The sequence below is a fragment of the Novosphingobium acidiphilum DSM 19966 genome, from assembly GCF_000429005.1.
GTDB lineage: Bacteria > Pseudomonadota > Alphaproteobacteria > Sphingomonadales > Sphingomonadaceae > Novosphingobium > Novosphingobium acidiphilum.
Window position 1 is genome coordinate 54,549 of record NZ_AUBA01000018.1, and the last position, 13,358, is coordinate 67,906.

General features: G+C 62.6%; 13 protein-coding genes, 2 tRNA genes and 1 pseudogene. 9 read left to right on the forward strand and 7 right to left on the reverse strand.

What is annotated here, in order from left to right; genetic code table 11:
• Nucleotides 1-78: 78 nt before the first annotated feature.
• A complete protein-coding gene (gene aroB, locus G404_RS0114565; protein WP_245584541.1) occupies nucleotides 79-1,200 on the reverse strand; it encodes a 3-dehydroquinate synthase in 1,122 nt (373 codons plus the stop codon).
• Nucleotides 1,191-1,760, reverse strand: coding sequence for a shikimate kinase (locus G404_RS0114570; RefSeq protein ID WP_028641746.1), 570 nt, complete (start codon nucleotides 1,758-1,760; stop codon nucleotides 1,191-1,193). The genes aroB and G404_RS0114570 overlap by 10 nt, the downstream gene beginning before the upstream one ends.
• A 74-nt stretch (nucleotides 1,761-1,834) precedes the next feature.
• Between G404_RS0114570 and G404_RS19185 the strand changes: the two genes are divergently transcribed.
• From G404_RS19185 to G404_RS0114590, 4 genes are all read left to right on the forward strand, one after another.
• Complete coding sequence (locus G404_RS19185; RefSeq protein WP_036521556.1) at nucleotides 1,835-2,014, forward strand: hypothetical protein; 180 nt, start codon at nucleotides 1,835-1,837, stop codon at nucleotides 2,012-2,014.
• Nucleotides 2,014-3,918, forward strand: a complete 1,905-nt coding sequence (locus tag G404_RS0114580; RefSeq protein WP_028641747.1) for a hypothetical protein — start codon at nucleotides 2,014-2,016, stop codon at nucleotides 3,916-3,918. The genes G404_RS19185 and G404_RS0114580 overlap by 1 nt, the downstream gene beginning before the upstream one ends.
• Nucleotides 3,915-4,802: a tyrosine recombinase gene (locus G404_RS0114585; RefSeq protein WP_028641748.1), complete on the forward strand. Its 888-nt coding sequence runs from the start codon at nucleotides 3,915-3,917 to the stop codon at nucleotides 4,800-4,802. The genes G404_RS0114580 and G404_RS0114585 overlap by 4 nt, the downstream gene beginning before the upstream one ends.
• 100 nt (nucleotides 4,803-4,902) lie before the next feature.
• Entirely contained in the window at nucleotides 4,903-5,859 is a 957-nt protein-coding gene (locus G404_RS0114590; RefSeq protein ID WP_028641749.1) for an acetyl-CoA carboxylase carboxyltransferase subunit alpha, read from the forward strand.
• 19 nt (nucleotides 5,860-5,878) lie between these two features.
• Here G404_RS0114590 and G404_RS0114595 read toward each other — a convergent pair whose 3' ends face one another.
• Nucleotides 5,879-6,061 (reverse strand): Flp family type IVb pilin, encoded by a 183-nt coding sequence (locus G404_RS0114595; RefSeq protein ID WP_028641750.1) that lies wholly within the window; start codon nucleotides 6,059-6,061, stop codon nucleotides 5,879-5,881.
• Between the two features lie 101 nt (nucleotides 6,062-6,162).
• On the opposite strand from G404_RS0114595, the gene G404_RS0114600 reads away from it, so the two are divergent.
• The 5 genes and pseudogenes from G404_RS0114600 to G404_RS19190 all read left to right on the forward strand — a co-directional run.
• Nucleotides 6,163-6,594: a (deoxy)nucleoside triphosphate pyrophosphohydrolase gene (locus G404_RS0114600; protein WP_036521584.1), complete on the forward strand. Its 432-nt coding sequence runs from the start codon at nucleotides 6,163-6,165 to the stop codon at nucleotides 6,592-6,594.
• 58 nt (nucleotides 6,595-6,652) lie between these two features.
• Nucleotides 6,653-6,729: transfer RNA gene (locus G404_RS0114605), tRNA-Arg, on the forward strand.
• A 67-nt stretch (nucleotides 6,730-6,796) separates the two neighbouring features.
• Nucleotides 6,797-6,873: transfer RNA gene (locus G404_RS0114610), tRNA-Arg, on the forward strand.
• Between the two features lie 396 nt (nucleotides 6,874-7,269).
• Nucleotides 7,270-8,310 (forward strand): pyruvate dehydrogenase (acetyl-transferring) E1 component subunit alpha, encoded by a 1,041-nt coding sequence (gene pdhA / locus G404_RS0114615; RefSeq protein WP_169719716.1) that lies wholly within the window; start codon nucleotides 7,270-7,272, stop codon nucleotides 8,308-8,310.
• A gap of 1 nt (nucleotide 8,311) precedes the next feature.
• Nucleotides 8,312-8,983 (forward strand): annotated as a pseudogene (locus G404_RS19190) (biotin/lipoyl-containing protein); the annotation flags it as partial.
• A gap of 189 nt (nucleotides 8,984-9,172) precedes the next feature.
• On the opposite strand, the gene rfbH reads toward G404_RS19190, so the two are convergent.
• From rfbH to G404_RS19195, 4 genes are all read right to left on the reverse strand, one after another.
• The gene (rfbH, locus tag G404_RS0114625; protein ID WP_051280747.1) at nucleotides 9,173-10,531 is read right to left on the reverse strand and encodes a lipopolysaccharide biosynthesis protein RfbH; all 1,359 of its coding nucleotides are present in this window, start codon (nucleotides 10,529-10,531) and stop codon (nucleotides 9,173-9,175) included.
• Nucleotides 10,531-11,625, reverse strand: a complete 1,095-nt coding sequence (rfbG, locus tag G404_RS0114630; RefSeq protein ID WP_028641754.1) for a CDP-glucose 4,6-dehydratase — start codon at nucleotides 11,623-11,625, stop codon at nucleotides 10,531-10,533. The genes rfbH and rfbG overlap by 1 nt, the downstream gene beginning before the upstream one ends.
• Before the next feature lie 6 nt (nucleotides 11,626-11,631).
• Nucleotides 11,632-12,675 carry a glucose-1-phosphate cytidylyltransferase gene (gene rfbF, locus G404_RS0114635; RefSeq protein ID WP_342663721.1) on the reverse strand — a complete coding sequence of 348 codons (1,044 nt, stop codon included), beginning with the start codon at nucleotides 12,673-12,675 and terminating at the stop codon, nucleotides 11,632-11,634.
• On the reverse strand, nucleotides 12,669-13,358 hold a 690-nt coding region (locus G404_RS19195; protein ID WP_036521569.1), incomplete at its 5' end, for an IS1380 family transposase. The genes G404_RS19195 and rfbF, both read right to left, overlap by 7 nt.

Sequence of the window (13,358 nt, forward strand, 5' to 3'; positions counted from 1 at the left end):
ACGCAATACGCTTTGGGAGCGTTTGTTTTCGCGTGGTTTATTGCAAAAAAACCGGTGCCGACTTTTTTGCACGATGCTTTAGGTGCAAAGTTCCCCGTCAAGGAACGCAGCCACGTCCTGCAGATCGATGTCCCTGGCCAGAAATGTCTGGCCGATCCCGCGCATCAGCAGAAACGGCAAAGTGCCGGCATCCATCTTCTTGTCGTGCAGCATGTGATCGGCCAGTTGCCGCCCATCGCAATCAAGGTCCAGGCCGCCAAGGGTCGCGGGCAGGCCGACTGTGCGCAAGTGGGCGTCCAGACGCGCGGCATCGTGCGCGTCCATCAGACCCTGCCGCACCGAAAACCGCGCTGCCAGCGCCATGCCCAGCGCCACACCTTCGCCATGCAGCAGACGACTGGAAAACCCGGTCTGCGCCTCGAGCGCATGGCCAAAGGTATGCCCAAGATTGAGCAGCGCGCGCGTGCCGGTCAGTTCCTTTTCGTCGGCGGCCACAATCCGCGCCTTGGCGGCAACGCTGCGCGCGATGGCGGTTACGCGCGCCTGCGAGTCACCGGCGATCAGGCTGGCCCCGTGCGCTTCGCACCAGACAAAAAAGTCGGCATCGTCGATCAGGCCGTACTTCACCACTTCGGCATAGCCGGCGCGGGTTTCGCGCGCGGGCAATGTGTTCAGCGTGTCGGGATCGGCCAGGACCAGTGCGGGTTGGTGAAATGCGCCGACCAGGTTCTTGCCCGCAGCGGTGTTGATCGCGGTCTTGCCGCCCACGCTTGAATCGACTTGCGCCAGAAGCGTGGTGGGCACCTGGATGAAACCGCAACCGCGCTTGACCATGCTGGCGGCAAAACCGGTCAGATCGCCGATCACGCCGCCACCCAGCGCAATGACCCGGTCGCGCCGTTCGATATCCTGCCCAATCAGGAAATCGACCACTTGCGCCAGATGCGCCCACGACTTTGTCGACTCACCGGCCGGCAGCACCAGCCACTGCGCGGTGAAGCCCGCCGCGCCCAGCGCCGCATCGACGCGCAACCGCCAATGCGCGGCAACATGCGTGTCGGTCACGATCGGCACGGTGTCCTTGCGCACAAAAGCGCGCACTTCATGGCCCAGGCGGTCGATCAGGCCCGGCGCAATCCGCACATCATACGGCGCACCGGCAATATCGACACTGATCGTTGCCGAAGGGGTCATAGCCATGCGTCGATTGCCTTCAGTATCGAGTGTGCGGTCATGCCATGGGGCTGATGCGCGCTGATCACGCGGATCGGCGCCTGGCGATAGTGCGGGCTGCGTTCGGCGTGGAGGCGGGTGAGTATTTCGCGCGCATTGCCGCCGCGCAGCAGCGGCCGGTTGTCCTTGCGTCCGACCCGTTCGACCAGCGTGTCGATATCGCTGTCGATCCACACCGCAATCGCGCGGTCGAGGATCAACTGGCGCGTTGCCGGATCGACAAACGCGCCGCCGCCGGTTGCGAGCACCTTGCGCGCCGACCCGTCGCTGACCAGGCGGGCGATCACCCGGCGTTCGCCATCGCGGAAATAGGGTTCGCCAAATTGCGCAAAGATATCGGGGATCGGCATTTGTGCGGCGCGTTCGATTTCCTCGTCCGCATCGACGAACGGCAGGCCGATCAGACCTGCCAGTTTGCGCCCGACAGTGGTCTTGCCCACCCCCATCATGCCGATCAGCACCACCGAACGGTCAAGCCGTGCGACGATCCGCTGAATTTCGGCGTGCGAGAGGGTGTCGTGCTCCATTGCCGCGTCGCCTATACTTGGGTTAAAGCCGAGCGCAAGCGGCGCGAAACCGGTCACGGCCGGGTTGGTGTTGCATGGGAAAGATCGAACGCAAAGGCCTGCCCTTGAAGATTGGTTTCGGATTGACCTCTGGTGTGATGATCCTGGTGATATTGGCGATCGTTGCAACGGCATGGATCAAAGGCGGCGTGCGGCCTGCAACACCTGTGGAAATTCCGGTCAGCGTGAATTCCGGCGCGGCAGGCGGCGCGTGATGCGGCGGGGTTCGCGTCTTGCGCTGGTGGTGCTCGGCCTGGGCCTTTCGGCGGGTCTGACCGGCATATTGGCGGCACAGGAATCGCTGCTGCCGCCGGGTTTTGACGAACGCCCGGCACCGCGCCCGCGTCCGACCGCAACCCCGCGGGCCACGCCGGCGCCGCGCCCGGGCGCAACCCCGGCGGCCCGCCCCGTGGCGCCGGCGCCGCGCGCTGCCGCCAGTACGGCCCCCGCGCGCGTGGCGCCGGTGGCCAGCGCTGCGCCTTTGCCCGAAGACACCGGCGTCACCGCCAACACTGCGGCCCCGGTGGCCGCGGCCGCCGATCCGATCGATGCGATCGACCCGGCGGTGATCGATCAACTGGTGCAATCGGCAGCGCCGCGCTTCGACATTCCGCTGGCGGCGCGGCGCAGCCTTGATCGCGTCGGATTTCTTGCCGAAGCCGACGGGGGGCTGCCGTTTGCTTCGACCCATTATCTCAGCGGCGATTATGTGGCTGCACTGTTGAATGGGATGCAGGGGCCGCTGGTTTCGCGCTGGGGCCATATTCTGCTGCGGCGGGTGCTGGTCAGCCGGCTCGACACGCCGGTGGGGATGAACGGCGCCGACTGGGCCGCGCTGCGCGCCGGGCTGTTGCTGCGCATGGGCGAGGCTGATGCCGCCCGCGCGCTGGTGCAGGAAGTCGACAGCGGGTTCTATACCCGCCAGCTCGAAGATGCGGCGATGGTCAGTTATCTTTCGGCGGCGGACCCGGCAGGGTTGTGCCCGATCGATGCTCTGACCGCCGCGACGCATCCCGGCTGGGACTGGGACCTGTCGCGTTCGATCTGCCTGGCGTTCAACGGCACCGAAGGTTCGCCCGCGCTGGCCCAGCTGGATCGTGCGCTCAAACGCGGCACGACGCCAAAAGTCGATACCCTGCTGGCGCAGAAATTTGCAGGGTCGGCCAATACCACGCACCGCGCGGTGCAGATCGAATGGGGCGATGTCGACGGTCTGACCCCGTGGCGCACCGGGCTGGCCTTTGCCACCGGGACCGAGCCGCCCGATGTGCTGCGCCGCAAGGACTGGCCCGCCTACGCGCTGCTTGCCACGCGTGCGCCGATGCTGGGGCTGGCTTCGCGCGCCGCGGCGGCCGATCAGGTGGCGGCCTCTGGCGTGTTGTCGAGTGCCGCGATGATCGATCTCTACGCCGAAATCGCCGCATTGCAGGAACCCGATGGCACCTGGGGGCCGATTGCTGCGCAATTGCGCGATGCCTATGTGGCCGGGGCGACGTCCGACCGGCTGAGCGCGATCAAGGCGCTGTGGGGCGATACCAGTGATCCTGTGCGCCAACTGTCGCGCCAGGTGCTTACCGCCTATGCGGCGGCGCGGATCGAGCCGGCCACCGCGCTCAGCAGCGATGCACCGCTATTGCTGGCTTCGATGCTCAATGCCGGGCTTGATCGCAACGCGGTGCGCTGGGCGCCGTTTGTTGCGGTGGGCAGCCAGGCCTGGGGGATCATCGCGGTGGCGTCTCCGGCAAAACTCGCGCCTGTCGGCACCGATGCACTGACCGCGTTCAAATCGGGCGATACCAGCGATGGCGGGCTGCGTTCGGGCCTGCTGCTGGCGGGGCTGATGGGCCTGGGGCGCGTCGACGGCCAGACCGCGCAGGGCTTTGCCGGCAAAATCGGATTTGACCCGGGCCGTCGCAGCCGGTGGAGCCAGGCGATCGATGACGCGGCCCAATCGAACAACCCCGCGCTGGTCGCCCTGCTGGCGGGATATGGCATGCAAGGGGCAGGGTGGAACCGCATGACGCCGATGCACCTGTACCACATTACCAATGCGCTGCGTCAGGTGGGGCTCGAGGCCGAGGCACGCATGATCGCGGCCGAGGCCGTGGCGCGCACTTGACCGGACCCGGCGACGAAGGCGCCATCGCCGCCTTCCTGGCCATGCTGGCGGCCGAACGCGGCGCAGCGGTCAACACGCTGGCGGCCTATCGCCGCGATCTGGCGGGGGCTGGGGATCTGATCGGATCGCTGGTCATGGCCGACCGCGCTGCGCTTGCGCAACTGGGCGAAGCGTGGCGCGATCTGGCCCCGGCCAGCCTGGCGCGCAAGGCGTCGGCGCTGCGCCAGTTCTATGGATTTCTGGTCGATGAAGGCTGGCGCGGGGATGATCCCGGCGATGCCTTGCCCAGGTTGCGGCCGCGGCGTAGTTTGCCGCGCCTGCTGTCGCATGCCGAAATCACAGCGCTGTTTGCGTTGGCCGAAGCCGATGCAGGCACCGGCGATCCGACTGCGCTGCGGATGCTGGCATTGATCGAATTGCTGTATGGATCAGGTTTGCGCGCGACCGAACTGGTGTCGCTGGCGCTGTCGGCGGTGCCGCGCGATGCACCGTTTCTGACGATCACGGGCAAAGGCGGCCAGCAACGGCTGGTGCCGGTGGGCAAACGGGCCGGCGCCGCCTTGCGCGGGTGGCTGCGGGTGCGACCCGCAGGGGGGCGCCACGTGTTTCCCAGCCCGCGCGGCGGGCATCTCAGCCGGGTGCGGCTGTTCCAATTGCTGCGCGATCTGGCCCTGCGCGCAGGCTTGGACCCTGAAAAGGTCAGCCCCCACGTGTTGCGCCACGCGTTCGCCACGCATTTGCTCGAAGGCGGGGCGGATTTGCGCGTGCTGCAGACGCTGCTGGGCCATGCCGATATCGCAACGACGCAGATCTACACCCATGTCGACGGGGCGCGGCTGGTGGCGCTTGTCAACCAGCGCCACCCTTTGGCCCGGGAATCGTGACGGTCGGCCAAGGCCAACGCATCGCTTTGGCGCGCAAGGCCCGGCACGCCGGCAAACCAGCCCATTGACCAAATCGGCAGGTTTGCCTAGCGCGTCTGCCATGATTTCCTATCTAGAATTCGAAAAGCCGATTGCCGCGCTCGATGCGCGTATCGCCGAATTGCGCGACACGGCCGAGGCGGCCAACCTGGGCGGCAATCTGGATATCGCCAGCGAAGTCCAGAAGCTTGAGGCGAAATCCGCCGAGTTGCTGGCACAGACCTATCGCAATCTGACGCCCTGGCAAAAGACGCAAGTGGCGCGGCACCCGTCGCGGCCGCACTTTCGCGATTATGTCGCGCGCGCTTTCAGCGATTTTGTACCCCTGGGTGGCGATCGCTGCTTTGGCGAAGATCAGGCGATCATTGGCGGTCTGGCGCGCCTGGGCGATCGGCGGGTCATGCTGATCGGCCACGAAAAGGGCAACGATACGCAAAGCCGCATCCGTCACAATTTCGGCATGGGCAAACCCGAAGGGTATCGCAAGGCGGTGCGCCTGATGGAAATGGCCAGCCGGTTTGGTCTGCCGGTGGTAACGCTGGTCGATACCTCGGGCGCGTTTCCGGGGGTCGAAGCCGAAGAGCGCGGCCAGGCCGAAGCCATCGCCCGCTCGACGCAGGCGTGCCTGGCACTGGGTGTGCCGATGGTGGCAACGATCGTGGGTGAGGGCGGATCGGGCGGCGCAGTTGCACTGGCCAGCGCCGAACGCGTGCTGATGCTGGAACACGCGGTCTATTCGGTGATTTCACCCGAAGGCTGTGCGTCGATCCTGTGGCGTACCGCAGAAAAGGCAGCAGATGCCGCCGAAGCGATGAAAGTGACCGCGCAAGACCTGTTGGGTCTGGGCGTAATCGATCGCATTGTCGCCGAGCCGATGGGGGGCGCGCATCGCAATCCGGTTGCAACCGCGATCGCGCTTGGCAATGCCATTGCCGAAGAGCTTGATGCGCTGGCCAGCAAGGATCCCGCAGCGTTGCGCACTATGCGCGAGGAACGGTTTCTGCAGATCGGTGCGTGAGTGTCGGGTTCGGGACGGCTCAGCTGCGGTTGAGCGAATTCTGGCTGTAGGTCTGCACGATCGTCCAGGTGTTGATGATCTGATCGGAAAAGCCCTGCAGCCCGACAATGATCACCACCGACAGCAGCCCGATCAGCAATCCGTATTCGACCACGGTGGCGGCGGATTCATCGCGCAAAAGCCTGGTGAACAACGATGGCACGCGCGATTTCCCATGGTGACTGCCCATCGTCACTGTACGTCGATCAAGCTAACAAATCGTTAGAAGAACCCTTTCGGACACGACAGTATATGCCACAGGATGTGCCAGTACCGGTTGCACCGGGTGCGTTGTTGGTCACCGCTGCGGTTCTGGTCGATTGCGCCGGGCGGGTGTTGATGCAGCAACGCCCCGCCGGTCGGCAGCATGGCGGTCTGTGGGAATTTCCCGGTGGCAAGCTTGAGCCCGGCGAAACGCCGATTGAGGCGCTGGTGCGCGAATTGCACGAAGAGCTTGCGATTACGGTCCACCATGCCGATTGCAGCCCGCTGGGCTTTGCCGCCACGCCGCCCGGTGCGGGCGCGCGTCCTGTGGTGCTGTTGTTATATGGTTGCCGCCGCTGGCGCGGCGACCCGGTCAGCCAGGAGGGCGCAGCGCTGCAATGGGTTGATGCTGGCGCACTTTCGCAGCTGGCCTTGCCGCCGCTCGACGTGCCGCTGGTTGCGCCTGCGCTGGGCTTTGCCGCCTGCGGATAGAATCGTTCGAAAAACTCTTGCCAAGCCCGGCACGCCCCCCTAAGTGCGCGTCTCCCCGGCACCCGTAGCTCAGCTGGATAGAGCATCAGACTACGAATCTGAGGGTCGGACGTTCGAATCGTTCCGGGTGCACCATTCCCCCGCCTGGGTGGGGGCAAAGGATGGCAGGGGAAACGCCGCATGCGGCACAGACATTGGTAACGCACCCGTAGCTCAGCTGGATAGAGCATCAGACTACGAATCTGAGGGTCGGACGTTCGAATCGTTCCGGGTGCACCATTGTCGTCCCACCACCAGAATGGCCGGCCAAAGGCGCTACAACCGTCGCAATCGGCGCGCCAGGTGCGGCCCGGCTTTGCATGCCAGACCATCGCTTCGCATCAACTTATAACCAATATGGTTTGCATATTTGGTTATTTGGGTTATTTGCAAGAATAGCTATCCGTTGCGCGGCAAAGCCGTGCGTTGCACGTTGCGCGGCGCTCTGCCTTGGTCTTATAGAGCCGCCGTGACCGGATGCCCGCGACACACGCGCGCACCGGTTCAGAGGCTGCCACAAGAAAGGGACTTCCCACCTTGGCCAAACCTGTCCGGCCGCGCGCCCCCAGAGCCGCACCCGCCAAAACCGTAGCGGCCCCGGCCGCTGCGACCCCAGCGATCATCGCCCCCGAAACGATGGCCGGCGAAGACGATGCGGTGTTTGCGCTGCGCAGCCTGCAACAGGCGCATGCCAACAACAAACGCTATGACGCCAGCGATGCCGAGCTGCTGCATTTCTACGAGCAGATGGTGCTGATCCGCCGCTTCGAGGAACGCGCAGGGCAGCTTTACGGGCTGGGCCTGATCGGCGGGTTCTGCCATTTGTACATCGGGCAGGAAGCTGTCGCCGTTGGCGTGCAGTCGGCGCTTCAGGCCGGGCATGACAGCGTGATCACCGGATATCGCGATCATGGACACATGCTGGCCTATGGCATCGATCCGCGCGTGATCATGGCCGAGCTGACCGGGCGTGCCGCGGGTATTTCGCGCGGCAAGGGCGGATCGATGCACATGTTTTCGACCGAGCACAAATTCTTCGGCGGCCACGGTATTGTCGGCGCACAGGTCTCGCTTGGCGCGGGTCTGGCGTTCGGTCACAAGTACCGCGACGATGGCGGTGTGTGCGTCGCCTATTTCGGCGACGGCGCGGCCAACCAGGGCCAGGTCTACGAAACCTTCAACATGGCCGCGCTGTGGAAACTGCCGATCGTGTTCGTGGTGGAAAACAACGGCTATGCGATGGGCACCGCGGTCAAGCGCGGGTCGGCAGAAACGCACTTCTATCGCCGTGGTACCGGGTTCCGCATTCCCGGCATGGATGTGAACGGGATGGACGTGCTCGAAGTGCGCCAGGCCACCGAAGTCGCGCTCGACTATGTGCGTGCCGGCAATGGCCCGGTGCTGATGGAACTGAACACCTATCGCTATCGTGGCCATTCGATGTCCGACCCGGCCAAATACCGCAGTCGCGAAGAAGTGCAGGACATGCGCGACAAGCACGATCCGATCGAAGCCGCCAAACAGGAACTGCTGCGTCGCGGCGTGACCGAAGAGGCGATGAAGGACATCGACAAGAAAATCCGCGCGACTGTGGCAGAAGCCGCCGACTTTGCGGAAAATTCGCCCGAACCGGCCGTGGCCGAGCTGTACACCGACGTGCTGGTGGGGACCTACTGACATGGCGATCGATCTGAAAATGCCCGCGCTTTCCCCGACCATGGAGGAAGGCACGCTTGCCAAATGGCTGGTCAAACCCGGCGACCAGGTGAAATCGGGTGACATTCTGGCCGAGATCGAAACGGACAAGGCCACGATGGAATTCGAAGCCGTCGACGAAGGCACCGTTGGTGCGTTGCTGGTGGCCGAAGGAACCGAAGGGGTTAAGGTCGGCACCGTGATTGCCACGCTGTCGGGCGATGACGAAGCCGAAATTCCTGCCGCTGCGCCGCAGCCCGTGGCGGCCCCTGCGCCGGTGGCGCCGGCACCCGCGCCGGTCAACGCTGCGCCTGCAGCGATTGTCGATGTGCCGGCCGGGACTGCAATGGTTTCGACCACCGTGCGCGAAGCCTTGCGCGATGCCATGGCCGAAGAAATGCGCGCCGATGACCGCGTGTTCGTGATGGGCGAGGAAGTCGCCGAATACCAGGGCGCCTACAAGGTAACGCAAGGCCTGCTCGAAGAGTTCGGCGCGCGCCGCGTAATCGACACACCGATTACCGAATACGGCTTTGCCGGCATCGGCACCGGCGCCGCGATGGGTGGGCTGCGCCCGATCGTCGAATTCATGACGTTCAACTTCGCCATGCAGGCGATCGATCACATCATCAATTCGGCAGCCAAGACCAATTACCCGATCTTGACCAGGTAAGACAAGCCGTTGCGGGCAGCAAAGATCGATTCGGCTGCAATGCTGCCTTGCGACAGCCCCTCCGCCTCGAACTCTCCCTTGAGTGCAGCAATTCTCGATAAATTCATTGGCTACTCCGGGCCAGCTTCAGGTTTTTCGCCCGTTTTCCGTATAAACGTTCAGGCGATGGGCTTATCGCCTGCCTGCCACGAAACCAGCGATTTCTTCGACAATGTAGGCAAGATGATCATCAGTCAGTCCAGGATAGACGCCGATCCAGAACGTGTTGGTCGTAACCAGGTCGGCGTTGGCCAGGTCGCCAACGGTTCGGACATTACGCCCCTTCATATATGGCTGATGCAAAAGATTTCCGCCGAATAGCAGCCGCGTGCCGATTTGTTTTTCGTTGAGATACTGGACCAGGTCTTCGCGATTGATCCCGCTTTCGGGACGGATGGTCAGCGGAAAGCCAAACCAACTGGGCTTGCTGCGCGGTGTGGCCTGCGGGAGGATGAACACATCCTCCAGCGGGTGCAACAATTCAGTCAGCGCGGCGAAATTGCGCGCGCGTGCTGCGATGAAACCGTCCAGTCGATCCATCTGGGCCAGCCCGACAGCAGCCTGCATGTCCGTGATTTTCAGGTTGTAGCCGACATGGCCATACGTATACTTGTGATCGTAACCAAACGGCAGAGTGCCCAGCCGACGCGCAAATCGCTTGCCGCACGTGTTGTCCTGGCCGGGTGCGCACCAGCAATCGCGGCCCCAGTCGCGCAGCGATTCTACGACTCTCTTCAACCGGGGCTTGTCGGTGAATACTGCGCCGCCCTCGCCCATCGTGATGTGGTGCGCCGGATAGAACGACAGCGTGCCCAAATCGCCGAATGTGCCGACATTGCGCCCGTCATACGTGGCGCCAAGCGCATCGCAGGTGTCTTCGACAACCCACAGGTTGTACTTTTCGGCCACGCGCATGACTTCGCCAAGATCAAAGGGATTGCCCAGCGTGTGGGCGATCATGATGGCGCGGGTCTTGCTCGAAACTGCGGCCTCGATCATCTCCGGCTTGATATTGTAAGTCGGAATATCCACATCGACGAATACCGGGATCAGGCCATATTGCAAAGATGGATTGACCGTAGTGGGAAACCCTGTTGCAACCGTGATCACTTCGTCCCCGGGCTTTAGCGCTTCGGAACGATGATAGTGTGACGTCAGCGCGGCCAGCGCCAGCAGGTTGGCCGACGATCCCGAATTGGTGGTGAGCGCATGCGCGACGCCAAGCCGTCCGGCCAGCCGTTCCTCAAAGGCGGTGTTGTAGCGCCCGGTGGTCAACCACAAGTCGAGACTCGCATCGACAAGGTTGCGCAGTTCCGGGGCGCCGACTACCTTGCCCGACACCGGCACAATGCTTTCGCCCGGCACGAATGTGCGCGGGGCATGGTAACGCTCGGCGTATTCACCGGACAGCGAAACGATCAGTTCGCGTAATTCGCTTTCACTGGCAGTACGGACGAGATCGGCAATGCCAGGAGAAATTTGAGAAGCCATCAGAGAGATCTGCCAGTCTGGAATTGTTTAAAAACAGTGCGATATTCGGCGATTTGGGAATCGGTAACCGCGCGGGCATCTGCCCCCGCCGCGACGGCCTTGTGCCATGCAATGATGTGTTCGAGCGCAGCGTCAAGCCCCCAGGCAGGCCGCCAGCCGAGAAAAGTGCTCGCTTTGGCGCAATCCAGTTTAAGGACTGATGCTTCGTGCGGCCCCGACGGTGTGGCGGGAGCATCCCAGCCGTCCGCGCCCCATTTTGCAACCATGCGATCCGCGATCCAGCGTACAGGTTGCGTGTCGTCATCGGCGGGGCCAAAGTTCCAGCTATCCGCGGCCCTGGTTTCACCTGTGGCCAGCGATTCGGCAATCAGCAGATATCCACCCAGCGCTTCAAGCACGTGTTGCCACGGCCTGATCGCCGCAGGACTACGGATCAGCGGCCTGTGGCCGGCGATCAACGCGCGAATGATATCGGGGATCAGGCGGTCGTGCGCCCAATCCCCGCCGCCGATGACATTGCCGGCGCGGACTGAAGCGACCAGCGGGCCGGCGGAAGCTGAAAAAAAGCTGCGCCGATAAGCGGCGATAACCAGCTCTGCCGCACCCTTGCTTGCCGAATAGGGGTCATGCCCCCCCATCGGATCGGATTCGCGATAGGGCCAGACCCATTCCCTGTTCTCGTAGGCTTTGTCCGATGTGATGCAAACAATAGCCCGCAGCGACCCTGCAGAACGGCAAGCGTCAAGGACATGCACCGTGCCCTGGACATTGGTGGCAAAGGTCTCGACTGGCGTATCATAAGACAATCGGACCAAGGGTTGCGCCGCAAGATGGAAAACGATTTCCGGATCAGCGCGGTCAACTGCCATTCGCACCATCGCAAGGTCGCGGATATCGCCCTCGATATGGTCGACCAGTTCGGCAATTCGCGCCTGCCGAAACACGCTGACGTCTTCGGCCTCAAGTGACAGGCCGGTTACGCGGGCGCCCATCTGAAGCAGCCAAAGCACCAGCCAGCTTCCCTTGAAGCCGGTATGCCCGGTGACCAGCACGCGACGCCCGGCCCAAAACGTTGGGTCATGATCACCGTGCATCCGAGTTTACCACCGCTTCCACGGTGCATTACCCTCACCCCACAGACGTTCAAGCAATTGCTTGTCGCGCAAAGTGTCCATCGGCTGCCAGAAACCCTGATGGTGAAACGACATCAGCTCGTCCGTCCGTGCCAGAGTCTCGAGTGGTTTGTCTTCCCAGATCGTTTCTGGACCATCGATCAGGTCGATGACTGAGGGCTCAAGCACAAAAAAACCGCCGTTGATCAGCCCGCCATCTCCCGCGGGCTTTTCGCTGAAGCCTATCACGCGATCGCCTTCGAACTGAAGTGCGCCAAATCGGCCTGGAGGAGCGACTGAGGCGATCGTTGCCTTGCGCCCGTGGGTTCTATGAAATGCGAGCTCTGACGTAATATCAATATCAGACACTCCATCACCGTACGTAAAGCAGAAAGGTTTGCCATCATCGAGAAATCGACGAACTGCCTTGAGACGGCCGCCGGTTTGCGATGTCGAGCCGGTATCAACCAACGTGACCTTCCATGGCTCACTTTTAGCCTCATGAACTTCGATAGAGTTGTTAGCAAGATCTATTGTTACATCAGCCAAGTGTAAAAAATAATTAGCGAAAAACTCTTTAATGACGTAGCCTTTATAGCCAAGGCATATTATGAAATCATTGAGTCCATGAGACGCATATATTTTCATTATATGCCACAAAATCGGCATCCCCCCGATCTCGACCATCGGCTTCGGTCTTGTTGCAGTTTCTTCGCCAATTCGAGTGCCAAGACCGCCCGCCAAAATCACAACTTTAGTCAAAGCAATCCCCATAGCGAAGTTATTATCAATAATCGCAATAAATCCGACATTTCCCAGATGCCCTCCAAGAGAAGGCCGATTGAGGGCAAGGTTGCCGTATGGGACGACATTGCGCAACCGGATTTTCGCGTGCTGGCGCTTCAGCCGCTCCTTGACGCTGTAATCTGGCAATAGGTCTGCGCGGCCCGCGCAAAAAGCGTGATTTTCACGGGAGATGGACGCAACTTGCCCGTCGGTGCCGATGCAGGGCTCAGAACTTGCGGTCAGCATGGGGTCGGTGCTCGACAACGCAGATCCGCGATGTTGGCAAGAATACGACGGAACAGGTCGCGTGGCACCGCAACCTCAGCCATCTGAAAGGTGGCATAGCGGGCATGGCTGACCAGCTTCGCGCCGATCTTCACCAGCCTGTCGCGGATGCTGGTCAGTGACCAGTGCTGCACCTCTTGCGGAAGCGCGAGGGTGCGCAGGAAGTTGGCGAGGTTGTAGGCAAGCGCATGAAGCTGGAGCCGCACTGCGTTGCCCCTCATGGTGCGGCACGACAGCCGGGTCCACTTGACCGCGTTCTTGCCCTCCTTGATGTACTGCTCGGCCGTACCGCGCTGGTTGTAGAACACCACGACCCGGTCGGCACCGCGCGCCAGATTGGTGACGATAAACCCGACGCGCGGATAAAGCTCGCCCGGGTGCCATTCAACCTTGGCAACCACCCGCCGTTTCCGGCTCCATGATCCGGCCTGATAGCGCAAGCTGGCATAGAGCCGCCGAACATGGCTGGGTGGTCGCCCCACCGGGCGCTTGAGCAGATGGGCGATCTGACGCTGGAGCGCCGGGTTGGCCTTGAGGCGGATGGCGTAGTTGTAGCCCTCGGCCTCCAGGAAGTCGTACAGGTCAGGCAGCGCAAAGGCGGCATCACCCCGGAAGAACCGCCGCTTGATCACGCCGCCGCGATA